Genomic DNA, 23,249 nt, shown 5'->3' with positions numbered 1-23,249 from the left:
ACCATTATCTCTGCTTCTGCGGCAGATTACTTTGCCCGTGCTTTCTATGTGCGTGGTTCTGTTTTCAACAAATATCACGCTGTCACAGGTATAGACACTGGTTTTTACTTGACCCTCCCCGTACAATCGGTCGCACCTGCGCAGCTTGGCGGAAGGCGCTGGATTTTCGCACGAACGTTCGTATATTTGAGGTGGGCCAGGAACGAACGGGTGGCATCATGGCAACAGCAGCAGTCCCAGCTTCTGTCAATATTCCAGGTGTGGCGGGGGTGAGTCTGGCCGGGCTCATGTTCCAGCCGGCGGGGGAGCCGCAGACGGCCATCGTGCTGCATGGCGCCACCGGTGTGCCACGGGACTACTATGCGCGTTTTGCCGCCTGGGTGGCAGAGGCGCGCCAGGCGGCGGTGTTGATCTATGATTACCGCGATTGCGGCCATTCCGCCCAGGTGCCGGTGAAACAGGCCCGCGCCACCATGGCCGATTGGGCCGTGCGCGATCAGGCGGCGGCGCTGGAACTGCTGCACCAGCGCTTTCCTGAGTTGCCGCTGGAGGTGATTGGCCATTCGCTGGGCGGGCTGGGCCTGCCTTTTCATGACCGTGGCGACCGCGTGGTGCGCATGGTGGCCGTGGCCAGCGGTCCGGCCCATTGGTCCCGCCACCCGCTCGGATTCGTACCCAAGGCGCTGGCCTTCTGGTATCTGGCGGGACCGTTGCTGACCAGCTTGCTGGGCTACATGCCGGGCTGGGTGCTGGGGCAGGGGGCGCATCTGCCGGCCGGTGCCTATTGGGAATGGCGGCGCTGGTGCATCACCCCTGGCTTTTACCGCCGGGATTGGGGCCGCCGCCTGCCGCAACCCGACCTGTCGCGCATGAAGGGCCGGCTGCGGCTGGTGGCCATCGCCGATGATCCGATGCTGCCGCCGCCGGTGGTGCGCGATCTGGCCGGGTTCTATCCGGCGGCCCAGGTGGAAAACCACCTGATCGAACCAGCGGCGGCAGGGGTTGCCAGCATCGGCCATCTACGTGTCTTTTCGGAGCGGTGCCGGGCGGTCTGGCCGGTGCTGGCCGGCCTATAGCGCCGCCAGCCCGTCATCGGCCGCCCGCATTCCCCAGACAGGGCGGGAGTGGCGCGGGCTTTCCGGTGCCGTCACCACACGTGGTGCCATGCGGCGGAACCGGCTGGCCTGCTGTTCCTGCGGCCTTTCCACCCGCCGCAGGACGGAGGTGCCGACCCCGCCGCAACCCTGGCAGACGAAATGCCGGCTGAACTCCGCCACCGGATAATCATGCCCATGCTGGCGCAGCAGCAGATCGCTGCGCCACGTGCATTCTTCCGCGCAGCAGACGCAATGCATGGCGAAATCATGTCCCTGGAAATTGGCGCAACCGATGCTGCCGGGCAGGGCACTGTGACAGATGGCGGGCTTCATGGCGGTTCTCCCTAATGGCGGGGCCTGATAGAGAGACGCTACAATGTTCCTGATTTGTTCTCAAGCAAAATATGAAAAAACCCTGTCACCCGCGCTGAAAGAACAGGGCGGGTGACAGGGTGGGCTTCACTTGGCCGTGATGCTGATGATCACCGTGTCGGCGTACTCACCCGCCGGCAGGGAGGGCGAGGCGGGGACGGAGACGGATACCGTGGTGCTTCGGGCCTGTCCGCTGGCGGTGCGGGTGGTGGCGACACTGCCATTCTGGGCGGCGACATCGCCATATTGCAGCCCATAGGCCACGGATGCCGTTCCGGAGCTGAGGCTGCCGCCATTCTGCGAGGCGACTGTCACCACATAGCCATTGGCGGCATTGCAGCGTTCCTCCACCGTGGCGACGGGGACGGTGGCCTGACCGGCGGTCAGGTTCACCGTGGCGGTATTGTTGGAAATGCCGATGGAACATTCGGCCGTGACGCTGCCACGAATGGTCAGGGTGGCCTGGCTGGCCTGCCCCCGTGCCGGACCCGTCGGATCGGCCAGGGCCAGCAGTGCGACCGCCATGACAGCGGCAATCTGCGATATTCTGCGCATCATGCACCCCATTTCTGCCCATTTTGGGCACCACGACGGATCGGTCCCGCGTCGTGACGGTTATCCGATAGAAGCTTATCGCGCCGAAATGATTAGGATCAAGTTATCAGCATAAGTGCCGGCCAATGCCCGGCTGACATCATCCACCTGCACATCGATGCGATAGGTGCCCTCTCCCCCCAGGCTGAAGTTGCTGCCGCGTGTCAGCCGGGCGCTGCGCCCAGCGACAGAAACGCTGTAGCCGATGCCGTCGGGATTATCGGCGGAGACCAGCCTTCCCGCATTATCAGAGGATAGCGACAGGTCATAGTCACTGTTGCCCATGACCTTGATTTCAAAAGAGCCGCCACCGGTGCGCGACAGCTCCCCCATATCCAGCACCCCCGAACTGCCCGACAGGGGGCGGGAAACGCCATTGACGGTGACGCTGGCGCCCACCACTTCCCGCACCTTGGCGCGCACCTGCACCGACCGGCTGTCAATGGGGCCGACGGGAACCCCGTCTCGCAGCTCATAGATATTCACGGTGACGCGGTCGCTATAGGTGCCCTTCTTCACCACCTGTCCGGGCTCGATATAGGAATAGAAGGTCAGGCTCTGCTTTTCGTTCTTTTTGGTTAGCGTGGCCTGGAACAGGCCGCTTTGCGATCCATCAATATCGTTCAACCGCTGGGATCTGGCGCTGTCCTTATAAAGCTCATAGACCAGCCGGCCGTGCCCACCTTCCATGATGCGGGTGCCGTTGCGGCCATCGTCAATGCCGATCAGCACGCTGCAGGCGGGGCCGTCATCATGCTCAATCTCCAGCCGGTGATAGCTGAGATTGGCCCCCCGGAACGGATCATAATCATCATCGGGTTCGATACGGTCGATATGGTCGACCTCCACCTCGCAGCGATCAGTGCCATGGGCTGGCAATGCCGCCGCTAGCAGCAGGAAGGCGGCGGCAAGCCGGCGGCGGCAGGGGGAAGAAGGCATCGGCATCGCATCACATGGCATCGGTACGGGTATCCGGCGCGGATGCCCATCCGACAGGATGCCAGTTCGCCCCGCCGGCTGCCAGCCTGGGATGGGACAAAAGAAAATCCCCGTCCTGGCTATGGACGGGGATCAAGGAGGCTCAACAGAAAGGGTTGTTAATCATTACCTGTTTCATCTGCAAATACCAGGGTTCTTGGGTGGTATGACCTGTCGGCCATTCGCTCTAATACCCCCCCCTCCCTCGATCGTGACCGATCCAGGGGGATTTCGTGTTCCCTCATGCGCCAGGCCGGCAGTCGCCGGCGTCCAATCTCCGCAAAGCTTAACCTTTGGGGAGATTGGCATACGACCTGTTGCATCCTGAACTGGTTGCCATCATCGCCAGGGCTGGACCTGGGGTGGATGGCGACTATCATGCGCCGCCCCGCCTGCCATGGGAGACCAACGCCATGACTGCCACTCCGCCGACCCATTTCGTCCAGCGCGCTGAACATGCCATCAGCGCCATCACCCGGCTGGACCCGCATCTGCGCGCCTTTGCCGGGTTTGAACCGGAATGGCTGCGGGAACGGGCCTGGGCGATGGCCCGGCAGAGCTTCCCCGCCGGGCCGTTGCGGGGGCTGACGCTGGCGGTGAAGGATCTGCTGGACCTGCGTGGTTTGCCCACTGGTGGCGGTTCCCACCAACCGCACAAGGCCGACTCGGACAGTGACGCCGTGGCCGTTGCCCGGCTGGCGGCGGCGGGAATGCTGCCGCTGGGCAAAACCCACACGGTCGAACTGGCCTTTGGTACCTGGGGCATCAACCGCGCCACGGCGACGCCGCGCAACCCCTGGGATGCTGCGGTCGAGCGGGTGCCGGGCGGGTCCAGCAGCGGGTCGGCCGTCGCGGTGGCGGCCGGGCTGGCCGATCTGGCGCTGGGCAGCGATACCGGCGGCTCCATCCGCATTCCAGCCGCCCTCAACGGCATCGCCGGGCTGAAGCCGACCCTGGGTCGGGTCAGCCGCGGCGGCTGCCTGCCGCTCTGCCCGGATCTGGATACGGTGGGGCCGATGGCCCGCAGCGTGGCGGAACTGGCCTGGATGCTGGCCGCCATGGCCGGCCCCGACTCCGCCGATCCGCCCACCCTGCTGGAACCCAAGGGGCCGAAACCCGGCCCCTTTGATCCCGCCCGCGCGCTGGCCCTGTCCATGCGCGGCCGGCGCTTGGGCGTGCTGGCCGATCAGGGGTTGGATGGGGTGAGCAATGCCGTGGGTGATGCCTATCTGGAGGCTTGCCGCGTGATGGAGCGGGCGGGCGCCCGTCTGGTGGAGGTGCGCCCACCCCTGCCGCTGCCGGCGGCGATCGAACCGTCCGGCCTGTTGATGGCGGGCGTTGCCTGGCGGCTGTGGCGGGGACGGCTGGAACGTTACGAATCCGAAATGGACCCCGGTACCTGCGGCCGGTTAAAAATGGGGGCAGACGTTTCGGATACGGAATTAACAACCCTGCGCAACAGCCGCCGGGCCGATCAGCAGCGCTTCCATGCCTGGCTGGAAGAGGTGGATGGTTTGCTGACTCCCACCCTGGCGCTGACCGCCCCCGCACTGGCGGCGGCAGATGAGGGCGCCTTGCCCTTCAGCCGGTTCGTGCGGGCGGCCAACTGGCTGGACCTGCCGGCAGCGGCCCTGCCCTGCGGCTTTGACCGGGCCGGCCTGCCGATTTCCCTGCAGGTGCTGGGCCTGCCCTGGCGGGAAGGGCTGGTGCTGGGCATCGCCAACGCCTATCAGCAGGCCACCGACTGGCACCAGCGGCGGCCGGACGTGGCGGCCCTGCTGGCACCGGCGGTTACGGGGCCGGCAGGTGGATCGGGGGCAGCTTGATCTCCCCATCTGCATCGGCCGGCACGGTGACCGTCTCTGCCACCATGCTGACGCCGAAAATGCTGAGCGCCCAGCGGCCGGGCCGCACGCTTTCCACCCGGAACTGTCCTTTGCGATTGGTGAAGAAGGGCAAATCCTTGGCCCCCTTGCTGCTTTCCAACGGCCGCAGCACGCCCGACAGCAGGGCGGCGGGCGTGCCGTCCGCCGTCAGCAGCTGACCGGTCAGGGAGGCGACGGCATCGGTGCCGATGGTGACGATGGTGCCAGCGCGGTATCCCGGCTGCACTGCCGGCCGGTCATCCCCCAGATCGTAATTGGCCGGCGCATCGGGCACGTCCAGCAGCAGTGGTCGCACCAGATAGGCGGAAATATTGGGAACCACCGGCACGCCCAGCCAGTCGGTTTCCGCCAGATAATGATCATCCACCGGATCAACCCCGACATCCTGCCCCTTCAGGCGCGGGTGCGGCACGATGATGGCAAAGCTGTTGCTGATGGGGCGGGTGACAGCGCCATGGCCATCGGCAAAGGCCAGGGCCGTTGCCGCCGTCATCTGGGTGCGGTTTTCCAGTTCGCTGCGCGCATCCAGGCTGCGCCGGATAAGGTTATGCTGCACCGATGTTTCGAACCGCTGGTTCACATAGCTCAGCCCGCCCTGAATCTGGTCCCCAGCGGAGCCATATTGGTTGGTCAGTTCCAGCCGGGCGCTCAAGGCATCCACCGGATGCATGGATTGATAGCGCCAGTCCAGCCGCTGCTGCCCGGCAATGGTATCGATGCTGGCCCCCACGCTCTGTCGCCCGCCATCCAGGAAGAAACGGGAGGTGACATAGACGCCGGTATCCCGTTCCCCCAGACTGTCCCGCCCGTGGGAGAAGGTGACATCCAGGCTGCCGGTGCGCCACAGCCGCTGACGCAGTGACAAGTCGATACTGTAATTATCGCGGCTGTCCGTGCCGCGTACTTCACGATAACGGCCCCCCAGTGACAGGGTCAGGCTTTCCAGCAGCGGTCGGGTGACGCGGGCCGCCATATCCAGTTTCGTATCGCTATCGAAATTAGAGCCGAAATTCCGGTAATCCTTCTGATACCAGCTCAGTTGCGCCGTCACGGAGCCATTGGCCCAGCTATCCGCGCCATTATCATATGAGCGGTAGCGCAGGGTGCCGGCCAGCCCGGCCTTGCGCCCCTTATCCGTCGGGTCGGCATCCTTGTTGGGTTTGCGCCGCAGATAGGCCGCCGGCTCTACCCCGAAAGTGCCCAGGCCGGTGGAGAACAGCACCTCTCCCGTCACGTTGGTTTCCGTGCGGTCAATCTGGGTGCCCAGCCCGACGGTCAGCTGATCGGTCAGGCCGACCCGCTGATAGGCGGTCAATATCGGGTCGGCCGTGTCATAGGTATAGACATCATCGCGGATGCTGGAGGGCAGCCCCAGTGTATAGCCAAATTCCTGTACCCCGGTGCCCAGCAGCTGGCTGTCGAAAAAGAAGGGGAAATCAATGACCTGTTCGCGGCCGAATCCGTCGGTGATGCGGATTTGCACATCGTTGGTGCCAGATGCACCCGGAAAGCTATTGAGATTATAGGGGCCGGGTTGCAGGCGGAAGGATCGGCTGGGCCTTCCATTGACCAGCACCTCCACCACCGACGGGTTTTCCAGCACAAAATCCCGGCTGCCGGCCGGCTGCACCAGATCATAGGGGCGGATGGAGAATTCTCGCGCCACCGAGAGACCCAGCACGGATTTGCCGACCTGGCTGCCCGTCACCGGCGTGCTGAGATCGCCCAGCTGCGCCCGGATGCCGCTGGCCTGGAAATCATGCAGCAGTTTCACTGGGCCACGCGCCCAGCGTTTCTTGCCATCCTCCCGGTAATAGGCATTGCCTTCTGCCACCCAGCCTTTCCAGTTTACCGCCGACTCATAGACGACGGAAAGCGGCCCCAGCCCGCTTTCGCCCAAGCCATCGGGAACGGAGAGATAATCGGCGGCGGCGCGCATGTTCATCTGGGCGCTGAAATCGGCCTGCGGCACCACGACATAGGATCGTGCCGCTGCCCCCCGTTCCATCACCGACAGTTCCCGCCGCTGCCGGGCGATGGCGGGCACGGTCACCTGCAGCACCTGGGCAGTCGGTTCATAGGCCACCTGGATGCCCTGGCGGGACAGCTGGGTCGGCTTGGTCCAGCCGCCAGGATCGGCTTGGGCCTTGAATTCCGTCAAGGCCCCCGGCTGCACCAGCGGCGTCAGCAGGCTTGCCAGCGCTGTCAGATCAAAGCCGGTATCGGCCGGGTCCAACCCCACCATGCCGGGTATCTGGCCAATCTCTGCCCCGTCGAAATAGACGGGCAGGTCGGCCTTCTGGGTGCGCGCGGCCTGACGTTTGGCCCCGAACACTTTCTTATACAGCTCTTCGGCTGAGGCGGCGGGCTTGCCGGCCGGTTTTTCCTCCGCTGCCCGCCCTATGCCCGTTGCCAGCAGCGCCAGGGCGCAGACAGCCAGGGGCCGCACCATCCGGGGACGATGCAGCAGCAACAGGCGGCAGGAGCGGGAAGGAGGCAAGGTGCCGGGCCAGCGTGATCAGGGCAGGGCGATCGTGGCTGTCAGCGGGCCGACCGGCAGCTCCTTGGGCCAAGGCAGCAAGAAGCGGCGTGTCACCCCCGGCAGCAGGTTTTCTCCGGCCAGCCCCCCCAGCTTGTCCGCCTTGATGCTGACCTTGGCATTGCCGGCGGCCAGGGTCAGGGTCGGGTCACGCAGGATCTGGTGGGCGGTGCCGCTGTTCTGCACCCGCAGGTCCAGCACCGTGCCGCCATCGGGCAGGGTGGTGGGGCTGGCCGACAATACCGTCAGTTTCGGTGCCACTCCCGGTGGCACGACATAGAGCGAGGCCTTATATTGCACCAGCAGCCGCACCTGTGCCCCCTGGGCGGGCGCCTGCCCGACATCAATGGGCAGCTGTTCAGCCACCAGCCGGAAGGGCAGCTCCTTCGGGGGAGCGGCATTGCCGATCCACTGCACCCGGACGGATTGGTTCTGCCCCGGCTCCAGAATCAGCTGTTCGGGGAAGATAACCCAATCATCGCCGCCCCCGTTCAGCACATCTTCGCCATTCTCATCCTGGCCGCGACCGACAATGCTGATTTCCACCGCTACCGGTGTTTGGGCATCATTCTCCAACCGGAATATCTGCGTGGCGCCCCGGCCGGAGGGTTCGAAATTCATTTCGATGGGAATCAGGCGGAAGGCGGATGCCGGCACCGTCAGGCCCAGCAGGGGCAGCAGCAGGATCCCCAACCGCAGGAGATACTTTTTCATGAGCCCGATTCCTTTTGATCTCAGTTCCAGACGCCAGGGGATGCTGCAAGGTCGTAGCGACCTGTACTATGGTGGTATAGGGGACAATGCCATCTGTTGAATCACATTGGCTGTCTTTTTTCCAGGCTGTTGGGGGCGGACGGGTCCGATGACAAACGTGAATGACTTGAGGAAATGCTGGAAAGTTAATATTTAAAATGCCGTGTTAATATATTAACTTTCTCTCTATATATACGCATCAGATGCAAATATAAGATAAGTTATTGCTTTTTATTCATTGAGATCGCGGGAGGTGATTGTTTGCGAAACAACTATGGAAAAGCCGATGATTCGCGTGTATCAACACGGCTCCTACATCACAGTTTCAACCTGCGCCGCCCATGCCCCGTCACCTCCGAACCGCCCGCTGATGAGCTTGCTACTCTCCATCCTGCTGGTTAATTCGGCCACCCTTCTGGGGGCGGCGGTGACGCTGGGCACCATTTGGTGGCAGGGGCGGACGGAGCGGTACGCGCTCTCCTGGGCGTTGGCGCTGCTGGTGGCCCTGCCGGGCCTGCCGCTGCTGCTGGGGTTGTCACCCCATAGTGGCCTGGTGGGCATCTTCCTGGCGCTGCTGGGGTCTATCTGCCGTGATGCCGGCTTGTTCTTTCTGGCTGATGGAATGGCCCGTTACCGGGGCCGCCGGATGCATTGGCGGCGCTGGCTGTTTGCCGGCGCGGTTATCGTCGCTATTTCCACCATCACCCTGATCCGGGGGGATCAGGGGCTGCACCGGCTGCTGCATTCCGGCTTCATCCAGGCGGCGGTGATTTCCGCCACCATCGACATGCTGCGCCCGGCCGATGGGTCGCGGCGCTGGGGGCTGCCGACGGGGGCGGGGGAATGGCTGCTGCTGGGCGGGTTCGGCTTCCTGCTCGGTGCCAATGCCGTCCATATGATTGATCTGCTGTTCAATTCCTATCCGCCCCGCCCCCTGCCGGATACGGAGACGATGAAGATATTGCTGATGGCTCAGCCCTTTATCGTCATGACCATCGGCATGGGCGGGGTTATCACCATGTCGCAGCGGCTGGTGGCGGAGCGGGAGGCGCAGCGCCTTGCCGCTGAGCAGGCGGCCGAACAAGCCCGTGCCGCCGACCGCGCCAAATCGGAATTCCTGGCCACCATCAGCCATGAAATCCGCACCCCGATCAATGCCATCCAGGGCTGCCTGCAAATTCTCGGTGCCCATGGGCTGAACCCCTCCCAGGCGCGTCTGGCGGAGGTGATGAGCAGCTCCAGTGCCAATCTGCTGGCCTTGATCGAAGATGTACTGGACATGGCGCGCATGGAGGCCGGGCGGGTGACACTGGACCCTGGTGTCACCGATCTGGGGGCCCTGCTGCGCGAGGTGACAGTGCTGATGACGCCCAAGGCCGACCATAAGGGTCTGACGCTCAGCCTGCGCCCGGCCCCTGGCCTGCCGGCGGCGGTGCTGGCCGATGGCCGGCGTCTGCGTCAGATACTGCTCAATCTGGTGGGCAATGCGGTGAAATTCACCGAGAAGGGCCATGTCAGCCTGACGGTGGAGCCGGTTACCGCCCCGCCCGGCACTGCTATGGAGCCGGCCTTGGAAAATGGCCAGCCCCCTGTCTGGGTGCGGTTTGAGGTGATGGATACCGGCATCGGCGTGCCGGCGGACAAGCTGGACAGCATCTTCCTGTCCTTCTCCCAGGGTGACAACACCTTGACCCGCCGCTTTGGCGGGGCGGGTTTGGGCCTTTCCATCGCCAAGCAACTGGCGGAAATGATGGGCGGTTCCATCGGGGTTGACAGTGTGCCCGGCCAGGGCAGCCGCTTCACCGTCACCCTGCCGCTGACCCTGGTGCAGCCCGGCTCCCAGGCGGAAGGGGGCCCGCGCCACATCGCCCCATTGCTACCATATGGCCCCCTGGGTGGTCCGGCGGTGATGCTGTTGGAAGGGGATGAGGTAAACCGGGTGGTTGCCACCGAACTGCTGGTCGGGCGCGGGGCCGATGTGGTGCAGGCCGCCGATGGGGGGGAGGCGCTGGCCCTGCTGGCCCAGCGCCGCATCGATATCATCCTGATCGATCTTTCCACCCCGGTGCTGGAGGGGCTGGAAACCGCCCGCCATATCCGCAACCTGCCGCTGCCGGCCGGCAATGTGCCCATTGTGGCCTTGAATAGCGGCCTGATCACCCCGGAAATCCGCCAGCTCTGCCGCGATATCGGCATTCAGGCCTTCCTGACCAAGCCGATCCGGGTGGAAAATCTGGTCAGCACCCTGACCGCCCTGCTGCCGCTTCAGGACAAACCGGCGGCCTGAGAGTCCGTCCGTGAACTTCATATTGTTTCTCAGCTTAACCGTCATTCCCGCGAAGGCGGGAATGACGGCGGTGAAGCGGCAGAGCTTCGAAAAAACAGAAGAACTTTCCGGACAGATACTGACTCTACTCCCGGTGCCAGTCCCGGTTCAGCCGGCGGGCGGCCAGGAAGAACAGGGCGGAAGCCAGCAGATAGAAGCCCATGCCATAAAGGATGGAATAGCGCAGGCTGTCCGCGCCATAGCGCGGCACCAGATAGTCCGACAGCACGCCCAGGAACCAGGTGCCGAAGCCGATCCCGATCAGGTTATTGACGAACAGGAAGATGGCCGACGCCGTGGTGCGCATGGTGGCCGGCACCAGATGCTGCACGGCCGACAGGGTCGGCCCCAGCCACATCAGCGACAGGGCCTGCGGCACCACGAACAGGAAGAATACCAGCGGCAGCGACGGCGACATGATGCCGCCGATGAAGAAGGGCAGCGACACCAGAAAGGCCACCGCCGGCACGCGGGCATAATTACCCTTGTCATTGGCCCCGAACCGGTCGCCCAGCGACCCACCCAGCCAGACCCCGACCATGCCGCCAAAGAACAGGATGCCGGCATAAAAGATGGAGCGGTCCACCAAAGCCAGCCCGTGGCTGCGTTCAAAGAAGGAGGGCAGCCAGAAGGCCAGCCCATAGCCCAGGATGGAGGAGCAGGAAGCCCCCAGCGCCAGCAGCCAGAAGGAGGGCTTCTGGAACAGCAGGGAGAGCGCATCCCCCAGGCCGGGGGTTGTTATATTGACGGTAGGGTTTCTATCAAACCCGCTGCTTTTCGGCTTCCGCATCACCAACCTGAGCAGCGATGCCAGCAGCAACCCCGCCAACCCGCTGACGATGATGGCCCAGGGCCAGTCGGTCAGGTAGGCAATCAACCCGCCCAGCAGCGCCCCTGCTGCGCTTGCCAGGTGAATGCCAAACCGGTTCCACGTCCGGGTGCGGGCCGGTTCCGCCTGGGTTGAATGATCAGCCCTGATCGGTTGGGGCGGCTTGGCGTCAAACCCGCCGCGCACCGGTTCCTGCACTGTCAGCTTGAACAAGGGTGCCAGCAGCAGCCCGACCAGCCCGCAGATGATGAAGGCCCAGCGCCAGCCGATCTGGTGGGCGATCACCCCGCCGAACAGCACGCCTGCCGCCATGCCGATAGGGATGCCGAAGCTGTAGGCGGCCAGCGCCCGCGCCCGCTCCCGCGGGGGGAAATAATCGGAAATTAATGAGTAGGCGGGCGCCACGCCGCCCGCTTCCCCCACGCCCACGCCCAGCCGGCAGAGGAACAATTGCCAGAAACCGGTGGCAAAGCCGCACAAGGCGGTGAAACCGCTCCAGATGGTCAGCGCCCCGGTCATGATCCAGGTGCGGCTTTTCCGGTCGGCGACCAGGGCGATGGGGATGCCGAGTGCCGTGTAGAACAAAGCAAAGGCCATGCCGCCCATCAGCCCCAATTGCTGATCGCTTAAGCCCAGTTCCGTTTTGATGGAAGAGGCCAGAATGCCCAGAATCTGCCGGTCGATGAAATTGAAGATATAGACCAGGATCAGAATCAGCAGCACGTAATAGCGATAATAGCGGCGCTGGCCCTGTGGCTGGGTCACGGCTGCGGGCATCGGTTTTGTTCCTTTTGGGGCGCGGCAGGACAAGCAATAGGGATGGCCGGCGGGAACGGCAAGGGGCGCGCCATTCCCGCCGGCCATCCATCAGAAGCGATATTCCACCGTCGCCGTCACCGTGCGCGGCGCGCCATAGAAGCCGATGATGCTGTCACCGAACAGGGCACCGGGGAAGTTATACCCACCCACCCGATAGCGCTTGTCGGTCAGGTTCAACCCGTGCAGCCCCACCCGCCAGCGATCATCTGCCGTGGTCCAGACCAGGCTGGCATCCAGCAGCGTATAGCCTTTCTGGTCCAGCGTCGGGTTGGGGAATTCGAACAGGGAGAATTTACTGCGGTGGGAGGCCGAGCCGGTGATGGTGGCCGTTCCCGCATCACCCATGTCATGGGTATAGGAGAGGGTGAAGTTGGTCGTCCATTTCGGCGTGTTCTGGAACACCGCCGTATCGGCAATATTCACATATTGCTTGGTCGTCAGGTCATACCGCAGGAATTCCTTGAATTCCGCATCGATATAGCCAACGGCAAAGCTGGCCATCAGCGCTTCGGTCAGCAGGAACTGGCCTTCGGCTTCCCAGCCCTTGATCTTGGAGGAGCCGACATTATCGACAAAGCTGGCGATGGTGGTGCCGGCGGGCACCTGGGTGGTGACCTGCTGGCCATCATAATCGGAATAGAAGGCCGCCAAGTTCAGCCGGGCCCGGTTATCCCAGAAGCGCAGCTTGGACCCGACCTCATAGGTATCGACAATTTCCGGGTCATAGCCCTTCACCGTGTCCGGCGTCAGGATCACGTCGCCGCGCATGTCAAAGCCGCCGGATTTGAAGCCCTTACCATAGGAGGTATAGAGCGTCACATCGTCGGTCGGTTCATAGGTCAGGCTGACGCGCGGGGTGAATTCCTTGAAGGTGCGTTCGTTGGTGTAATTGCTGCGGATCAGCGTGGGGTTGCGCGCTGTACCGCCGAAGAACGGGCTGGTCAGCCCGGCATAATTGACGCGGTAGACGGTGCCTTCCTTCTTGTCGATCGTGTAGCGGCCACCCAGCGAGATCTTGAACTGATCGGTAATGTCATAGGTGAAGTCGGCGAAGGCGGCATAGCTCTTGGTATCCACGCTGCCGGACGTCAGCGTGGTCAGGTTGGCCAGCCCGACAATGGTGTCGAACGCCCCTTCGGCATGACCATCCATGTAATAAAGCCCGGCCACGCCCTGGAACCGTTCGCCCTGATAGAGGAACTGGAACTCCTGGCTCAGCTGGTCATCCTTGTAATAGGCGGGGATGTCCAGAATCTTGGCCGGCAGATTATCGAAATCGATCACCGTGTCGCTGCGCCCGTCACGATAGGCGGTGATGGATTTCAAGGTGATGGTGTCGGACGCCTCATATTCCGCCGTCAGCGACACGCCCTCTGTCTTCACCTTGTTCTTCCCCGTCAGCCCCGCCTGGGTGTCATAGACGGAGGTGAGCTTGGGCACGGTAGGGGTGGCCACCAGCCGATAACCATGGCGGGGGCTGGAATTATCCACCGTCTTGTCGGCGGCCACCCGGATGAACAGGGTGTCCGTCGGTTTGAACTCCACCGCCAGCCGGCCGGCATTGACGTCCTTGTCGTAATGGTCCTGGCCGGTGGTGATATTGCTGCCGTAACCGCCCCGGCGGTACATGGCGATGGCCCCGCTGACCCCCACCTTGTCACCCACCGGCGTGGAGCCGGAGAGGATCAGGTCGGTCTGGTCATAGGAGCCGATCTGCGCCTTGATCTTGCCTTCCGGCGTGTCGCTGATGCGCTTTGTGACATATTTCACGGCCCCACCGATGGTGTTGCGGCCATAAAGCGTGCCTTGCGGCCCGCGCAGCACCTCCACCCGTTCGATGTCGAAAATATCCAGCACGGCACCCTGTGGGCGGGCCAGATAGACATCATCCAGGTAAAGCCCCACACCCGGCTCGAACCCCCAGAGCGGGTCTTGCTGGCCCACGCCACGGATGAAGGCGATCAGGGTGGAATTGGACCCGCGCGCCGGCTGCATGGTCAGGTTCGGCGTCATCTTGGTCAGGCTGGTAATGTCGGGGGAACCCTGCATCTCCAGCGTTTCCGCCGTCAGCGCGGTGATGGAGACGGGCACATCCTGCAGCGATTCCTCCCGCCGGCGCGCGGTGACGACGATCTCGTCCATCATCGGCGCGCTGGCGGCGGTCTGTTGCTGGGCCAGGGCGGCGGGTGTCGTCAGCACCGGCAGGGTGAACAGGGCGGTGCCGGCATAGAGCAGGCGGGCGATGGGCTTTGCTGTCGTTTTCATGGTTTCACTCCCCTCATTTATCATTATCGGTCGATGTCGGCAGGTGGGCGGCGAAGTCACGGATGGCTTGGTTGAAGGATAAGGGTTCCTCCAGCTGCGGCGCATGGCCGGAGCGGGGGAAGCCCAGCAGGTTGGACCGGGGCAGCAGCCCGGCCAGGATGGGGGCCGTCTCCGCCGGATAAAGCCGGGAGAGCTGGCCGAAACTGACCAGCGCCGGCAAATCCAGGCCCGGCAGCCGGTCGCGGAAATCAAGCGCGGTGAGCGAGGCCCAGAGGCTGGCCATGGCCACCGGATCGGCCCCGGCTATTTCCATGGCTGCCCAGCGGCGCAGCACGGCGCGTTCCGCCTCGTGCCCCTGGGCGAAGATGCGGGCGGCAATGCGCGGTGCCACGGCGGCCCAGCCGTTCATCATCAGGTCCAGCGCCTGGCTGCCGGCCTTGGCCGGGTGGCTGCCGCGCAGCCCGCAGGCCCAGTCCGGCCCGTTCAGCACCTTGGGCGCCATGTCGATGCTGACCAGCCCGGCGGTGCGTTGGCGCAAATTCCCTTCCAGCAGCGCCTGCCACAGCACCATGGCCCCCATGGACCAGCCGATGGCCAAGATCCCGCGCAGGTCCAGCGCCTCGGCCAGTTCGGTGATGTCGGCGGCCAGCCGGGGGATATCGGCCCCGGTCCCCGGGGCACGCGATTGGCCATGGCCGCGCAGATCGGGGGCGATCAGGCGGAACCCGTCGGCCAACCCATCCAGTTGTGGGGCAAAGAAACTGGCGCGCGTGCCCCAGCCATGGACCAGCAGCAGCGGCCGGCCATTGCCCACATCCTCATAGGCGATCAAGGCGCCATCGCTGAGACGCAGTTCCGGCATAGGCCGTCCGCCCCCTGGTTGGTTCCGCTTCCCTGTCCGCCGGCTTTTCTATGGTTTGGTATGGCCCCTATGGCGGGGCCCGAGTACCGGCTGAACGTCCCCATGCTTGCGCCAAACCGAAACCTGAGTCAATATTCAACTTCAGAAGAAAAGCCGACGATGTCCGTCGTCGGCAAAGCCTGTAGGATGGGCCTTTCGCCGGATAGAAGGCGCTAGGGAGGGATGAGAATGACCGCGAAGGCGGCAAGTGTGGAACTGGCCGATGTGCCGGCGGCGGATACCGCTATTTCCAAGGCGCCGCGCACGGAACGGGGCAAGCGCACCCTGCGCAAGCTGCTGGATGCAGCGGCGGCGGAATTTGGCGAGCGCGGCTATCACGAAGCCTCGATCAGCGGCATCACCCAGCGGGCCGGGGCGGCGCTGGGCACCTTCTACACCTATTTCGACAGCAAGGAGCAGGTGTTCCGGGCGTTGGTGGATGATATGGGCCGGCTGACCCGCCAGCATATTGCCGAAAGGGTGACCGGCACCAGCGACCGGCTGACGGCGGAACGGCTGGGCCTGGAGGCCTTTATCGATTTTGTGCGCGGGCACAAGGATTTATATCGTATCGTCATGGAGGCGCAGTTCGTCGCCGAGGATGCCTATCGCAATTATTACCGGGTTTTCGCTGAAGCCTATCGCCGCAATCTGGTCCATGCCTCTGCCAAGGGGGAGATCAGCCCCGGCCATGAGGAGGAACGCGCCTGGGCCTTGATCGGGATGAGCGTGTTTCTGGGCCTGCGCTATGCGGTGTGGAGTGACGACCGCCCAGCGGCGGAGATTGCCGCCGCCGCTGCCGAGTTGATTACCTTTGGTCTTTCGCCGCAAAGGGGGAAGGGGATGTCATGAGCCGGGAGATCGCCGACATCACCGCCAGGCGGGCCCTGCTGTCGCCGGACAATCTGGCGATGGAGGAACTGGTGGGCGGCCAGCGCGTCACCTATCGCGGGTTGGAGGATCGCGCCGCCCGCGCTGCCAGCCTGCTGGCGGATGCGGGGGTGCGGATGGGCGACCGGGTGGCCATTCTCTGCCGCAACCGGATCGAGTTTTTTGAAATCCTGTTCGCCTGCGCCAAGCTGGGGGCGATTCTGGTGCCGCTGAACTGGCGGATGCCGGCGGCCGAACTGCGCCCCCTGCTGGCCGATTGCGCGCCCTGCCTGCTGCTGCATGGGGTGGAAGATGCCGGTGTGGCGCGGGAGCTGTTTCAGCCCGGTCTGGCCATGGTCGATCTTGATGGTGATTATGCCGGGCGGCGTGATGCGGCCAGCCCGCATCCGGGCCGGGGCGGTTGGCCGGCGGATGATATCTGGTATCTGCTCTATACCTCAGGCACCACCGGCACGCCCAAGGCGGTGATCTATACCTATGCCATGGCGTTCGTGAATTACGTCAATATCAGCCAGCCCATCGGCCTGTCGGGCCGGGACCGCACGCTGAATTTCCTGCCCTTGTTCCATACGGCCGGCATCAACCTGCACACGCTGCCCACGCTGATGGCGGGCGGGCAGGTGCTGGTGCTGCCGGGGTTCGATGCCGATGTGATGATTGGCCTGTTGGCGGAAGGGCGGCTGGATCATTTCTTCGGTGTGCCTGCCGTCTATCTGCAGCTTTCCCAGCATCCGCGCTTTGATCAGGTGGATTTGTCGCGGCTGCGCCATTGGGGGTGCGGCGGCGCGCCCTTGCCCGATGTGCTGGTACGCCGTTACGCTGAACGCGGGGCCCGCGTCTGCAACGGTATGGGCATGACGGAGACGGGGCCGACCGCCTTTCTGGGCGATCCTGACCATGCATTGGAAAAGATCGGCTCCGTTGGCAAGCCGCAGATCATGGTGGGGGTGCGCATCGTCGATCCGCTGGGCCGCGACGTGCCTCCGGGGCAGGCGGGCGAACTGCTGTTTGGCGGGCTGGGGGTCACCCCCGGCTATTGGCGCCAGCCGGCGGCCAATCAGGCCGCCTTTACGGAGGATGGCTGGCTGCGCTCCGGCGATATCGCCCGCTGCGACGCGGATGGCTATTACTACATTGTCGGCCGGTTGAAGGAGATGTTCATTTCCGGTGGGGAGAATGTCTATCCGGCGGAGGTGGAAAATGTGCTGACCCAGCATGAGGCGGTGCTGGAGGCCGCCGTGATCGGCGTGCCTGACCCGCAATGGGGGGAGGTGGGCCGCGCCTTCGTGCGGCTGAAACCGGGCCATCCCGCACCGCAGGCCGAAGAACTGGCCCGGTTCTGCCGTGACCGGCTGGCCGGTTTCAAGGTGCCCAGACAGTTCCTGATGGTGCCGGAGTTCCCGCGCACCGCCGCCGGCAAGGTGCAGAAACATAAGCTGGACCGACAGCAGGTGATACTATGACCGCCCCTACCCTGGTGATCGACCGCACCCTGACCCAGGCGGATTTCGACCTGTTCGCCCGCCTGTCGGGCGATGACAACCCGATTCATGTCGATCCCGGCTTTTCCGCCCGCACCCGTTTCGGGCGCACGGTGGCGCATGGGCTGTTGCTCTGCACCATCCTGCGCGGGCTGGCGGGCCGGCTGCTGCCGGGGGCGGTGCTGCTGGGCCAGGATATCCGCTTTCCTGCCCCCACCTATGCAGGGGAGCCGATGCGGTTCAGCGCCACCCTGACCGGTCAGCAGATCGCGGTCAGCGTCACCCGCCGCGCCGATGGGGTGGTCACCTGTGACGGCACGTTTGAAATGGCGGGGACATGGACATGCTGAAGCTTGGCGACAGCGCCAGCATCACCCGCATCTTCACCGCTGCCGACATGGCGGATTATGTGGCGCTGGGCGGCGCCCCGATGCCGGAGGGGGAAGCGGCCGAACCGCTGGTCGGGGCCCTGTTCTCCTATCTGCTGGGGGTGAAGCTGCCGGGGCCGGGCACCAATTACCTGAAACAGCAGACGCAGTTCCTGGCCCCCATCCCGCTGGGGCGTGCGCTTCTGGCCTGCGTCACCATCACCCGCCTGCGCCCGGATAAGCATCTGGTGGATTTGGAGACGGTTTGCGAACTGGACGGCCAGATGCTGGCCCAGGGCCGGGCGCTGGTCTATGTGGAGGATGTGGCGGACAAGGGCTGGTAGGGCCGATTACCCCACCACCCCGGCCGCCCGCAGGGCCGCCAGCCCCGCCGCGTCCAGCCCCAGCAGGTCGGCCAGCACCTGTTCGGTATCGGCCCCCAGTTCCGGCGGAGCCTTGCTTTCCACCACGGGAGAGGCGGAGAATTTCACCGGGCTGGCAACCCCCGGCACCGTGCCGGCTTTCTCATGCGGCATGGCGAGGGCCAGCCCGCGATGGCGCACCTGCGGATCGTCGAACAGCGCCCCCAGACCGTTGATTGGCCCGGCCGGCACCTCTGCCGCCTCCAGAGCGGTCAGCCATTCCGCCCCGCTGCGGCGGCGCAGCTGCTCATTCAACAGGCCGGTCAGGGCCACCCGGTTGGCCACCCGTGCGCTGTTGCTGGCAAAGCGGTCATCGCCGGCCAGTTCCGGCAGGTCCAGCACGGCGCACAGGCGCTGGAACTGCCGATCATTGCCGACGGCCAGATTGATATGCCCATCGGCCACCGGGAACGTGTCATAGGGCACGATGGAGGGATGGCCATTGCCCAGCCGCCCCGGATCGCGCCCGCTGACCAGCCGGTTCAGCGCCTGATTGGCCATGGCGGCGACCATGCAGTCCAGCAGGGCCAGATCCAGATGCTGGCCTTCCCCGGTGCGTTCCCGATGGTGCAGGGCGGCCAGGATGGCGTTGCCGGCATAAAGCCCGGTGATGATATCGGCCAGCGCCACACCGGCCTTATGTGGCCCACTGTCAGCGAGACCGGTCACGCTCATCAGCCCGCTCATCCCCTGAATCAGGAAATCATAGCCCAGGCGCTGGGCATAGGGGCCATCCTGGCCGAATCCGGTGATGGAGCAATAGATCAGGCGGGGATTGACCTGCCGCAGGCTCTCATAATCCAGCCCATATTTGGCCAGCCCCCCGACCTTGTAATTTTCCACCAGCACGTCGGAACGGGCGGCCAGATCGCGGATCAGCCGCTGACCCGCCGCGCCGGTGAAATCGATAGCGACGGAGCGCTTATTGCGGTTGGCTGTCAGAAAATAGGCGGATGGCCCGTCGCCTTCCACATAGGGTGGACCCCAGCGGCGGGTATCATCCCCCTCGCCAGGGCGTTCCACCTTGATGATCTCCGCCCCGAAATCACCCAGCATCTGGGTTGCCCATGGCCCCGCCAAAATCCGGCTGAGGTCGAGGACGCGGATGCCCGCCAGTGCTGCCATAGAAAAACCCTTCCGGATTGTGGTTCCAGGCCGCCGACATCTCACATCACCGTCACCCCGGCGCAGGCCGGGGTCCAGCATCGTAGAGCAAGCGCCTCTGGCCCCTGGACCCCGGCCTTCGCCGGGGTGACGGTTGAATGGGTGGTTGCCGGGCAGCAAAGGTGCTGAGCCGTGCAGCCACCATGTTGTGCGGTCTGTCAGGCCCTGCCGCCTTCAGAAAAACGCCTGCAGCCCGGTGATGGCGCGGCCCAGGATCAGGGCATGGACATCATGGGTGCCTTCATAGGTGTTCACCGTTTCCAGGTTCACCATATGGCGCATCACAGGATATTCATCGGAAATGCCGTTGCCGCCATGCATGTCGCGGGCGGCCCGCGCAATATCCAGCGCCTTGCCGCAATTGTTGCGCTTGACCAGGGAAATCATTTCCGGCGCCAGCTTGCCCGCCTCAAACAGCCGTCCCACCCGCAATGAAGCTTGAAGCCCCAGGCTGATCTCCGTCAACATGTCGGCCAGTTTCTTCTGCACCAACTGGGTCTGGGCCAGCGGTCGGTTGAACTGTTTGCGGTCCAGCGTATAGAGCCGGGCGGCGTGGAAACAGGCCTCCGCCGCCCCCATTGCCCCCCAGGAAATGCCATAGCGCGCCCGGTTCAGGCAGCCGAACGGGCCTTTCAGGCCGGAGACGTTGGGCAGCAGGGCATCTTCCGGCACCGCCACCCCATCCATGACAATTTCACCCGTCACCGAGGCGCGCAGCGACATTTTCCCTTCGATCTTGGGGGCCGAGAGGCCCTTCATGCCCTTTTCCAGCACGAAACCCCGAATGGCACCGCCATGCGCGTCGGACTTGGCCCAGACGACGAAGACATCGGCGATGGGGGCATTGGTGATCCACATCTTCGCGCCGGTCAGGCGATAACCGCCCTCGATCTTTTCCGCCCTTGTGCGCATCCCCGCCGGGTCGGAACCGGCATCCGGTTCCGTCAGGCCGAAACAGCCGATCCATTCGCCGGATGCCAGTTTGGGCAGATATTTCTGCCGCTGTTCTTCGCTGCCATAGGCATGGATCGGGTGCATCACCAGCGAGGATTGCACACTCATCATGGAGCGATAGCCGCTATCCACCCGCTCCACCTCCCGCGCCACCAGCCCATAGGCGACATAGCCCAGGCCGGCCCCGCCATATTCGGCCGGGATGGTGACGCCCAGCAGACCCAGATCGCCCATCTCCTTGAAAATGGCCGGGTCGGTATGTTCGCGGGCAAAGGCCTCCCGCACACGGGGGGCCAGCTTTTCCTGGGCATAGGCGCGGGCGCTGTCGCGGACCAGCCGTTCCGTCTCGTCCAACTGGTCATCCAGCAGAAAGGCGTCATCCCACTGAAAGCTGCCAAGATCGCCGGCCATCATCTGTCCTCTGGGTTGGAAGGGCTGTTGTGGCTTCTGGCTTACGCCTGCCCGGCCCGGCCGGCAAACCATGTTTGCTCACCAACTTGATGCGTGATCAGCATCAAGTTGGCGTCATGTTCACAGCAAATGCGTGGTAGCTTGCCATGAACCCTCATCACCTTCCGGCTGATCCGCACCCATGTTCTCCCGCCGCCTGATCCCCAGCACCGCCGCCCTGATTGCCTTTGAAGCGGCGGCCCGGCTGGGTGGCTTCCGGGCGGCGGCGCTGGAGCTGAACCAGACCCAGGGCGCGATCAGCCGGCAGGTGGCCCAACTGGAAGGGCAGTTGGGCGTGGTGCTGTTCGAACGGGTGCGCCAGCGCGTGGTGCTGACCCCGGCGGGGCGCTTCCTGGCCGAACAGGCGCGCGATGCGTTGGGCCGCATCGCCCAGGCGGCGGCACAGACCATCGCCTTTGCCGGCGGGGGCGGTACGCTGGATCTGGCCATCCTGCCCACCTTTGGTGCCCGCTGGCTGATCCCACGTATGGGCGGTTTTTTTACCCGGCATCGGGATATCAGTGTCAATTTTTCCACCCGGGTGCGCCCTTTTAATTTGCGGGCGGAAGGGATCGATGCGGCGATCATGAGCGTTGATCCTGGTAGCACCGGTCTGATCTGCCATCGTTTCTTCGGGGAAGAGCTGGTGCCCGTGGCTGCCCCCGCCCTGGTGGCAAGGCTGGGTCTGCATCAGCCGGCCGATCTGGCCCGCGCCACCCTATTGCAGCAGGAAACCAGGCCCACCGCCTGGGGCCATTGGTTTGCCGCCCAGGGGCTGGCGGCGGACCCGCATCAGCCGGTGCTGGTGTTCGAACAGTTCCTGCTGGTCATCCGCGCCGCCGTGGCCGGTCTGGGCTGCGCCCTGGTGCCCGGTATCCTGGTGGCGGATGAGCTGGCCGATGGCAGCCTCTGCCGCCTGCCCGGCCTGGCCGGGCAGGATGGCGGTGGTTATCACCTCGTCTATCCAGCGGAGAAGGAGCGCTATGCCCCGCTGGTGGCTTTCCGCGATTGGCTGCTGGCGGAAGCGGGCGGAAATGGAAACACTTCGGTGACGGATTGATCTTCCGCAATGCGGCAACGGGCAATGAGGTTTAGAGCCTTTCCAATGTGAACGGTAAGCCCCAGGGGGAATTCAGTATGCGTGCCGCACCATTGCTGATCATTGTCGCCGTGGCTGCCTTGGGGGCCGGTGGTTTTTTCTATTGGCAGCAAAGCCGGGCGGGGCAATTGCCGGCCGGGCTTGCCACCGCCAATGGTCGGATGGAGGTGGAGCGGGTCGACATCGCCACCAAATATGCCGGCAAGCTGGCGGAAATCACCGTGCGGGAAGGCGACGCCGTGCCGCGCGGCGGCGTTGTGGCCAATCTGGACACCACAACGTTGAAGGCCGAGCTGGCCGCATCCCAGGCAGCTTTGCGCCGGGCGGAAACCGGGGTGACCCAGGCCGAGGCCATGGTGGCCATCCGGCAGGCGGAGTATAAGCTGTCGGGCGTGGAACTGCGCCGGGTGCAGGAGCTGCTGAAGACATCGGCCACGCCTGCGTCGGAGGTGGATCGCCGCAAGTCCCAGCATGAGGTGAACTACGCCAATATCCAGGCGGCGGAGGCGACGGTCGCCGATGCCAAGGCCGCCGTGGAACAGGCTCGCGCCCAGGTGGCACAGATTGACAGCACCATTGCCGACATGGTGCTGGCCGCCCCCGTTGCCGGCCGCATCGAATATAAGCTGGCCCATCCGGGAGAGGTGCTGGCGGCGGGCGGGCGGGTGGCCACCCTGCTGGATCTGAGCGATGTCTATATGACCGTCTTCCTGCCCACCTCCCAGGCTGGCCGGGTGGCGCATGGGTCGGAGGCGCGGATCGTGCTGGATGCCGCCCCCAGCTATGTCATCCCGGCCCGCGTCTCCTTCGTGGCGGCGGAGGCGCAGTTCACGCCCAAGACGGTGGAAACCAGCGATGAGCGGGAAAAGCTGATGTACCGGGTGAAGCTGTCGGTCGACCCGCAATTGCTGGAAACCTATCGGGATTATGTGCGCGCCGGGCTGACCGGCCAGGGCTATGTGCTGACGGAGCTGGGGGCCAAATGGCCGGCCGATCTGGCGGTGAAACTGCCGCCCAAGCCGGCCCGCTGACCCGTTCCTTCCCGCTGCCGCCCAGGGGTC

Annotated in this window: 19 protein-coding genes; 9 read left to right on the top strand and 10 right to left on the bottom strand. The window is 64.4% G+C overall.

The genetic code is table 11. The features are described 5' to 3' along the window. Positions 1 to 218: 218 nt before the first annotated feature. Positions 219 to 1,076, top strand: a complete 858-nt coding sequence (locus tag GE253_RS04490) for an alpha/beta hydrolase (RefSeq protein ID WP_153202951.1) — start codon at positions 219 to 221, stop codon at positions 1,074 to 1,076. Here GE253_RS04490 and GE253_RS04485 read toward each other — a convergent pair. From GE253_RS04485 to GE253_RS04475, 3 genes are all read right to left on the bottom strand, one after another. Next, positions 1,071 to 1,430, bottom strand: coding sequence for a hypothetical protein (locus GE253_RS04485; protein ID WP_153202950.1), 360 nt, complete (start codon positions 1,428 to 1,430; stop codon positions 1,071 to 1,073). The genes GE253_RS04490 and GE253_RS04485 overlap by 6 nt on opposite strands. A 126-nt stretch (positions 1,431 to 1,556) precedes the next feature. Further along, complete coding sequence (locus tag GE253_RS04480) at positions 1,557 to 2,027, bottom strand: hypothetical protein (RefSeq protein WP_153202949.1); 471 nt, start codon at positions 2,025 to 2,027, stop codon at positions 1,557 to 1,559. Positions 2,028 to 2,099: 72 nt separating this feature from the next. Next, entirely contained in the window at positions 2,100 to 3,008 is a 909-nt protein-coding gene (locus GE253_RS04475; RefSeq protein WP_211101341.1) for a spore coat protein U domain-containing protein, read from the bottom strand. A 446-nt stretch (positions 3,009 to 3,454) separates the two neighbouring features. On the opposite strand from GE253_RS04475, the gene GE253_RS04470 reads away from it, so the two are divergent. Next, positions 3,455 to 4,867 (top strand): amidase, encoded by a 1,413-nt coding sequence (locus GE253_RS04470; protein WP_153202947.1) that lies wholly within the window; start codon positions 3,455 to 3,457, stop codon positions 4,865 to 4,867. On the opposite strand, the gene GE253_RS04465 is transcribed toward GE253_RS04470, so the two are convergent. Beyond that, positions 4,833 to 7,379 (bottom strand): fimbrial biogenesis outer membrane usher protein, encoded by a 2,547-nt coding sequence (locus GE253_RS04465; protein ID WP_153202946.1) that lies wholly within the window; start codon positions 7,377 to 7,379, stop codon positions 4,833 to 4,835. The genes GE253_RS04470 and GE253_RS04465 overlap by 35 nt on opposite strands. A gap of 66 nt (positions 7,380 to 7,445) precedes the next feature. Further along, on the bottom strand, positions 7,446 to 8,180 hold the full coding sequence (locus tag GE253_RS04460; RefSeq protein WP_153202945.1) for a fimbria/pilus periplasmic chaperone: 735 nt from the start codon (positions 8,178 to 8,180) through the stop codon (positions 7,446 to 7,448). A gap of 409 nt (positions 8,181 to 8,589) precedes the next feature. Here GE253_RS04460 and GE253_RS04455 point away from each other — a divergent pair, with 409 nt between their 5' ends. Beyond that, positions 8,590 to 10,506: an ATP-binding protein gene (locus GE253_RS04455; protein ID WP_173012489.1), complete on the top strand. Its 1,917-nt coding sequence runs from the start codon at positions 8,590 to 8,592 to the stop codon at positions 10,504 to 10,506. A gap of 124 nt (positions 10,507 to 10,630) precedes the next feature. On the opposite strand, the gene GE253_RS04450 is transcribed toward GE253_RS04455, so the two are convergent. The 3 genes from GE253_RS04450 to GE253_RS04440 form a co-directional block, all read right to left on the bottom strand. Beyond that, positions 10,631 to 12,151 carry an MFS transporter gene (locus GE253_RS04450; RefSeq protein ID WP_153202943.1) on the bottom strand — a complete coding sequence of 507 codons (1,521 nt, stop codon included), beginning with the start codon at positions 12,149 to 12,151 and terminating at the stop codon, positions 10,631 to 10,633. Between the two features lie 90 nt (positions 12,152 to 12,241). After that, the gene (locus GE253_RS04445; protein ID WP_153202942.1) at positions 12,242 to 14,458 is read right to left on the bottom strand and encodes a TonB-dependent receptor; all 2,217 of its coding nucleotides are present in this window, start codon (positions 14,456 to 14,458) and stop codon (positions 12,242 to 12,244) included. Positions 14,459 to 14,471: 13 nt separating this feature from the next. Beyond that, positions 14,472 to 15,320 carry an alpha/beta hydrolase gene (locus GE253_RS04440; protein ID WP_153202941.1) on the bottom strand — a complete coding sequence of 283 codons (849 nt, stop codon included), beginning with the start codon at positions 15,318 to 15,320 and terminating at the stop codon, positions 14,472 to 14,474. 228 nt (positions 15,321 to 15,548) lie between these two features. On the opposite strand from GE253_RS04440, the gene GE253_RS04435 reads away from it, so the two are divergent. From GE253_RS04435 to GE253_RS04420, 4 genes are read left to right on the top strand one after another with little or no spacing between them, the layout of a single operon-like run. Then, positions 15,549 to 16,211, top strand: a complete 663-nt coding sequence (locus GE253_RS04435) for a TetR/AcrR family transcriptional regulator (protein ID WP_153202940.1) — start codon at positions 15,549 to 15,551, stop codon at positions 16,209 to 16,211. Further along, positions 16,208 to 17,713: a long-chain fatty acid--CoA ligase gene (locus GE253_RS04430; protein ID WP_153202939.1), complete on the top strand. Its 1,506-nt coding sequence runs from the start codon at positions 16,208 to 16,210 to the stop codon at positions 17,711 to 17,713. The genes GE253_RS04435 and GE253_RS04430 overlap by 4 nt, the downstream gene beginning before the upstream one ends. Next, positions 17,710 to 18,081 carry a MaoC/PaaZ C-terminal domain-containing protein gene (locus tag GE253_RS04425; RefSeq protein WP_153202938.1) on the top strand — a complete coding sequence of 124 codons (372 nt, stop codon included), beginning with the start codon at positions 17,710 to 17,712 and terminating at the stop codon, positions 18,079 to 18,081. Before GE253_RS04430 ends, GE253_RS04425 begins: the two co-directional genes overlap by 4 nt. Next, positions 18,075 to 18,443 carry a phosphate acetyltransferase gene (locus tag GE253_RS04420; protein WP_153202937.1) on the top strand — a complete coding sequence of 123 codons (369 nt, stop codon included), beginning with the start codon at positions 18,075 to 18,077 and terminating at the stop codon, positions 18,441 to 18,443. Before GE253_RS04425 ends, GE253_RS04420 begins: the two co-directional genes overlap by 7 nt. 6 nt (positions 18,444 to 18,449) lie before the next feature. Here GE253_RS04420 and GE253_RS04415 read toward each other — a convergent pair whose 3' ends face one another. Both GE253_RS04415 and GE253_RS04410 read right to left on the bottom strand, forming a co-directional pair. Then, positions 18,450 to 19,646 (bottom strand): CoA transferase, encoded by a 1,197-nt coding sequence (locus GE253_RS04415; RefSeq protein WP_153202936.1) that lies wholly within the window; start codon positions 19,644 to 19,646, stop codon positions 18,450 to 18,452. Positions 19,647 to 19,859: 213 nt separating this feature from the next. Beyond that, the gene (locus GE253_RS04410; RefSeq protein WP_247878486.1) at positions 19,860 to 21,053 is read right to left on the bottom strand and encodes an acyl-CoA dehydrogenase; all 1,194 of its coding nucleotides are present in this window, start codon (positions 21,051 to 21,053) and stop codon (positions 19,860 to 19,862) included. Between the two features lie 178 nt (positions 21,054 to 21,231). Between GE253_RS04410 and GE253_RS04405 the strand changes: the two genes are divergently transcribed. Beyond that, positions 21,232 to 22,149 carry a LysR family transcriptional regulator gene (locus tag GE253_RS04405; protein ID WP_153202935.1) on the top strand — a complete coding sequence of 306 codons (918 nt, stop codon included), beginning with the start codon at positions 21,232 to 21,234 and terminating at the stop codon, positions 22,147 to 22,149. A 77-nt stretch (positions 22,150 to 22,226) separates the two neighbouring features. Continuing rightward, positions 22,227 to 23,219: an HlyD family efflux transporter periplasmic adaptor subunit gene (locus tag GE253_RS04400; protein ID WP_153202934.1), complete on the top strand. Its 993-nt coding sequence runs from the start codon at positions 22,227 to 22,229 to the stop codon at positions 23,217 to 23,219. Positions 23,220 to 23,249 lie beyond the last annotated feature (30 nt).

This window comes from Niveispirillum sp. SYP-B3756, assembly GCF_009495745.1.
Taxonomy (GTDB): domain Bacteria; phylum Pseudomonadota; class Alphaproteobacteria; order Azospirillales; family Azospirillaceae; genus Niveispirillum.
Note: the sequence above shows the minus strand (reverse complement) of the source record. Positions and strands in the feature narration are given on the sequence as shown.

Bases quoted from the DNA above. Each gene is read 5' to 3' on its own strand.
- GE253_RS04490 (WP_153202951.1), top strand. From the start codon at position 219: ATGGCAACAGCAGCAGTCCCAGCTTCTGTCAATATTCCAGGTGTGGCG.
- GE253_RS04485 (WP_153202950.1), bottom strand. From the start codon at position 1,430: ATGAAGCCCGCCATCTGTCACAGTGCCCTGCCCGGCAGCATCGGTTGC.
- GE253_RS04480 (WP_153202949.1), bottom strand. From the start codon at position 2,027: ATGATGCGCAGAATATCGCAGATTGCCGCTGTCATGGCGGTCGCACTG.
- GE253_RS04475 (WP_211101341.1), bottom strand. From the start codon at position 3,008: ATGCCGATGCCTTCTTCCCCCTGCCGCCGCCGGCTTGCCGCCGCCTTC.
- GE253_RS04470 (WP_153202947.1), top strand. From the start codon at position 3,455: ATGACTGCCACTCCGCCGACCCATTTCGTCCAGCGCGCTGAACATGCC.
- GE253_RS04465 (WP_153202946.1), bottom strand. From the start codon at position 7,379: ATGGTGCGGCCCCTGGCTGTCTGCGCCCTGGCGCTGCTGGCAACGGGC.
- GE253_RS04460 (WP_153202945.1), bottom strand. From the start codon at position 8,180: ATGAAAAAGTATCTCCTGCGGTTGGGGATCCTGCTGCTGCCCCTGCTG.
- GE253_RS04455 (WP_173012489.1), top strand. From the start codon at position 8,590: ATGAGCTTGCTACTCTCCATCCTGCTGGTTAATTCGGCCACCCTTCTG.
- GE253_RS04450 (WP_153202943.1), bottom strand. From the start codon at position 12,151: ATGCCCGCAGCCGTGACCCAGCCACAGGGCCAGCGCCGCTATTATCGC.
- GE253_RS04445 (WP_153202942.1), bottom strand. From the start codon at position 14,458: ATGAAAACGACAGCAAAGCCCATCGCCCGCCTGCTCTATGCCGGCACC.
- GE253_RS04440 (WP_153202941.1), bottom strand. From the start codon at position 15,320: ATGCCGGAACTGCGTCTCAGCGATGGCGCCTTGATCGCCTATGAGGAT.
- GE253_RS04435 (WP_153202940.1), top strand. From the start codon at position 15,549: ATGACCGCGAAGGCGGCAAGTGTGGAACTGGCCGATGTGCCGGCGGCG.
- GE253_RS04430 (WP_153202939.1), top strand. From the start codon at position 16,208: ATGAGCCGGGAGATCGCCGACATCACCGCCAGGCGGGCCCTGCTGTCG.
- GE253_RS04425 (WP_153202938.1), top strand. From the start codon at position 17,710: ATGACCGCCCCTACCCTGGTGATCGACCGCACCCTGACCCAGGCGGAT.
- GE253_RS04420 (WP_153202937.1), top strand. From the start codon at position 18,075: ATGCTGAAGCTTGGCGACAGCGCCAGCATCACCCGCATCTTCACCGCT.
- GE253_RS04415 (WP_153202936.1), bottom strand. From the start codon at position 19,646: ATGGCAGCACTGGCGGGCATCCGCGTCCTCGACCTCAGCCGGATTTTG.
- GE253_RS04410 (WP_247878486.1), bottom strand. From the start codon at position 21,053: ATGATGGCCGGCGATCTTGGCAGCTTTCAGTGGGATGACGCCTTTCTG.
- GE253_RS04405 (WP_153202935.1), top strand. From the start codon at position 21,232: ATGTTCTCCCGCCGCCTGATCCCCAGCACCGCCGCCCTGATTGCCTTT.
- GE253_RS04400 (WP_153202934.1), top strand. From the start codon at position 22,227: ATGCGTGCCGCACCATTGCTGATCATTGTCGCCGTGGCTGCCTTGGGG.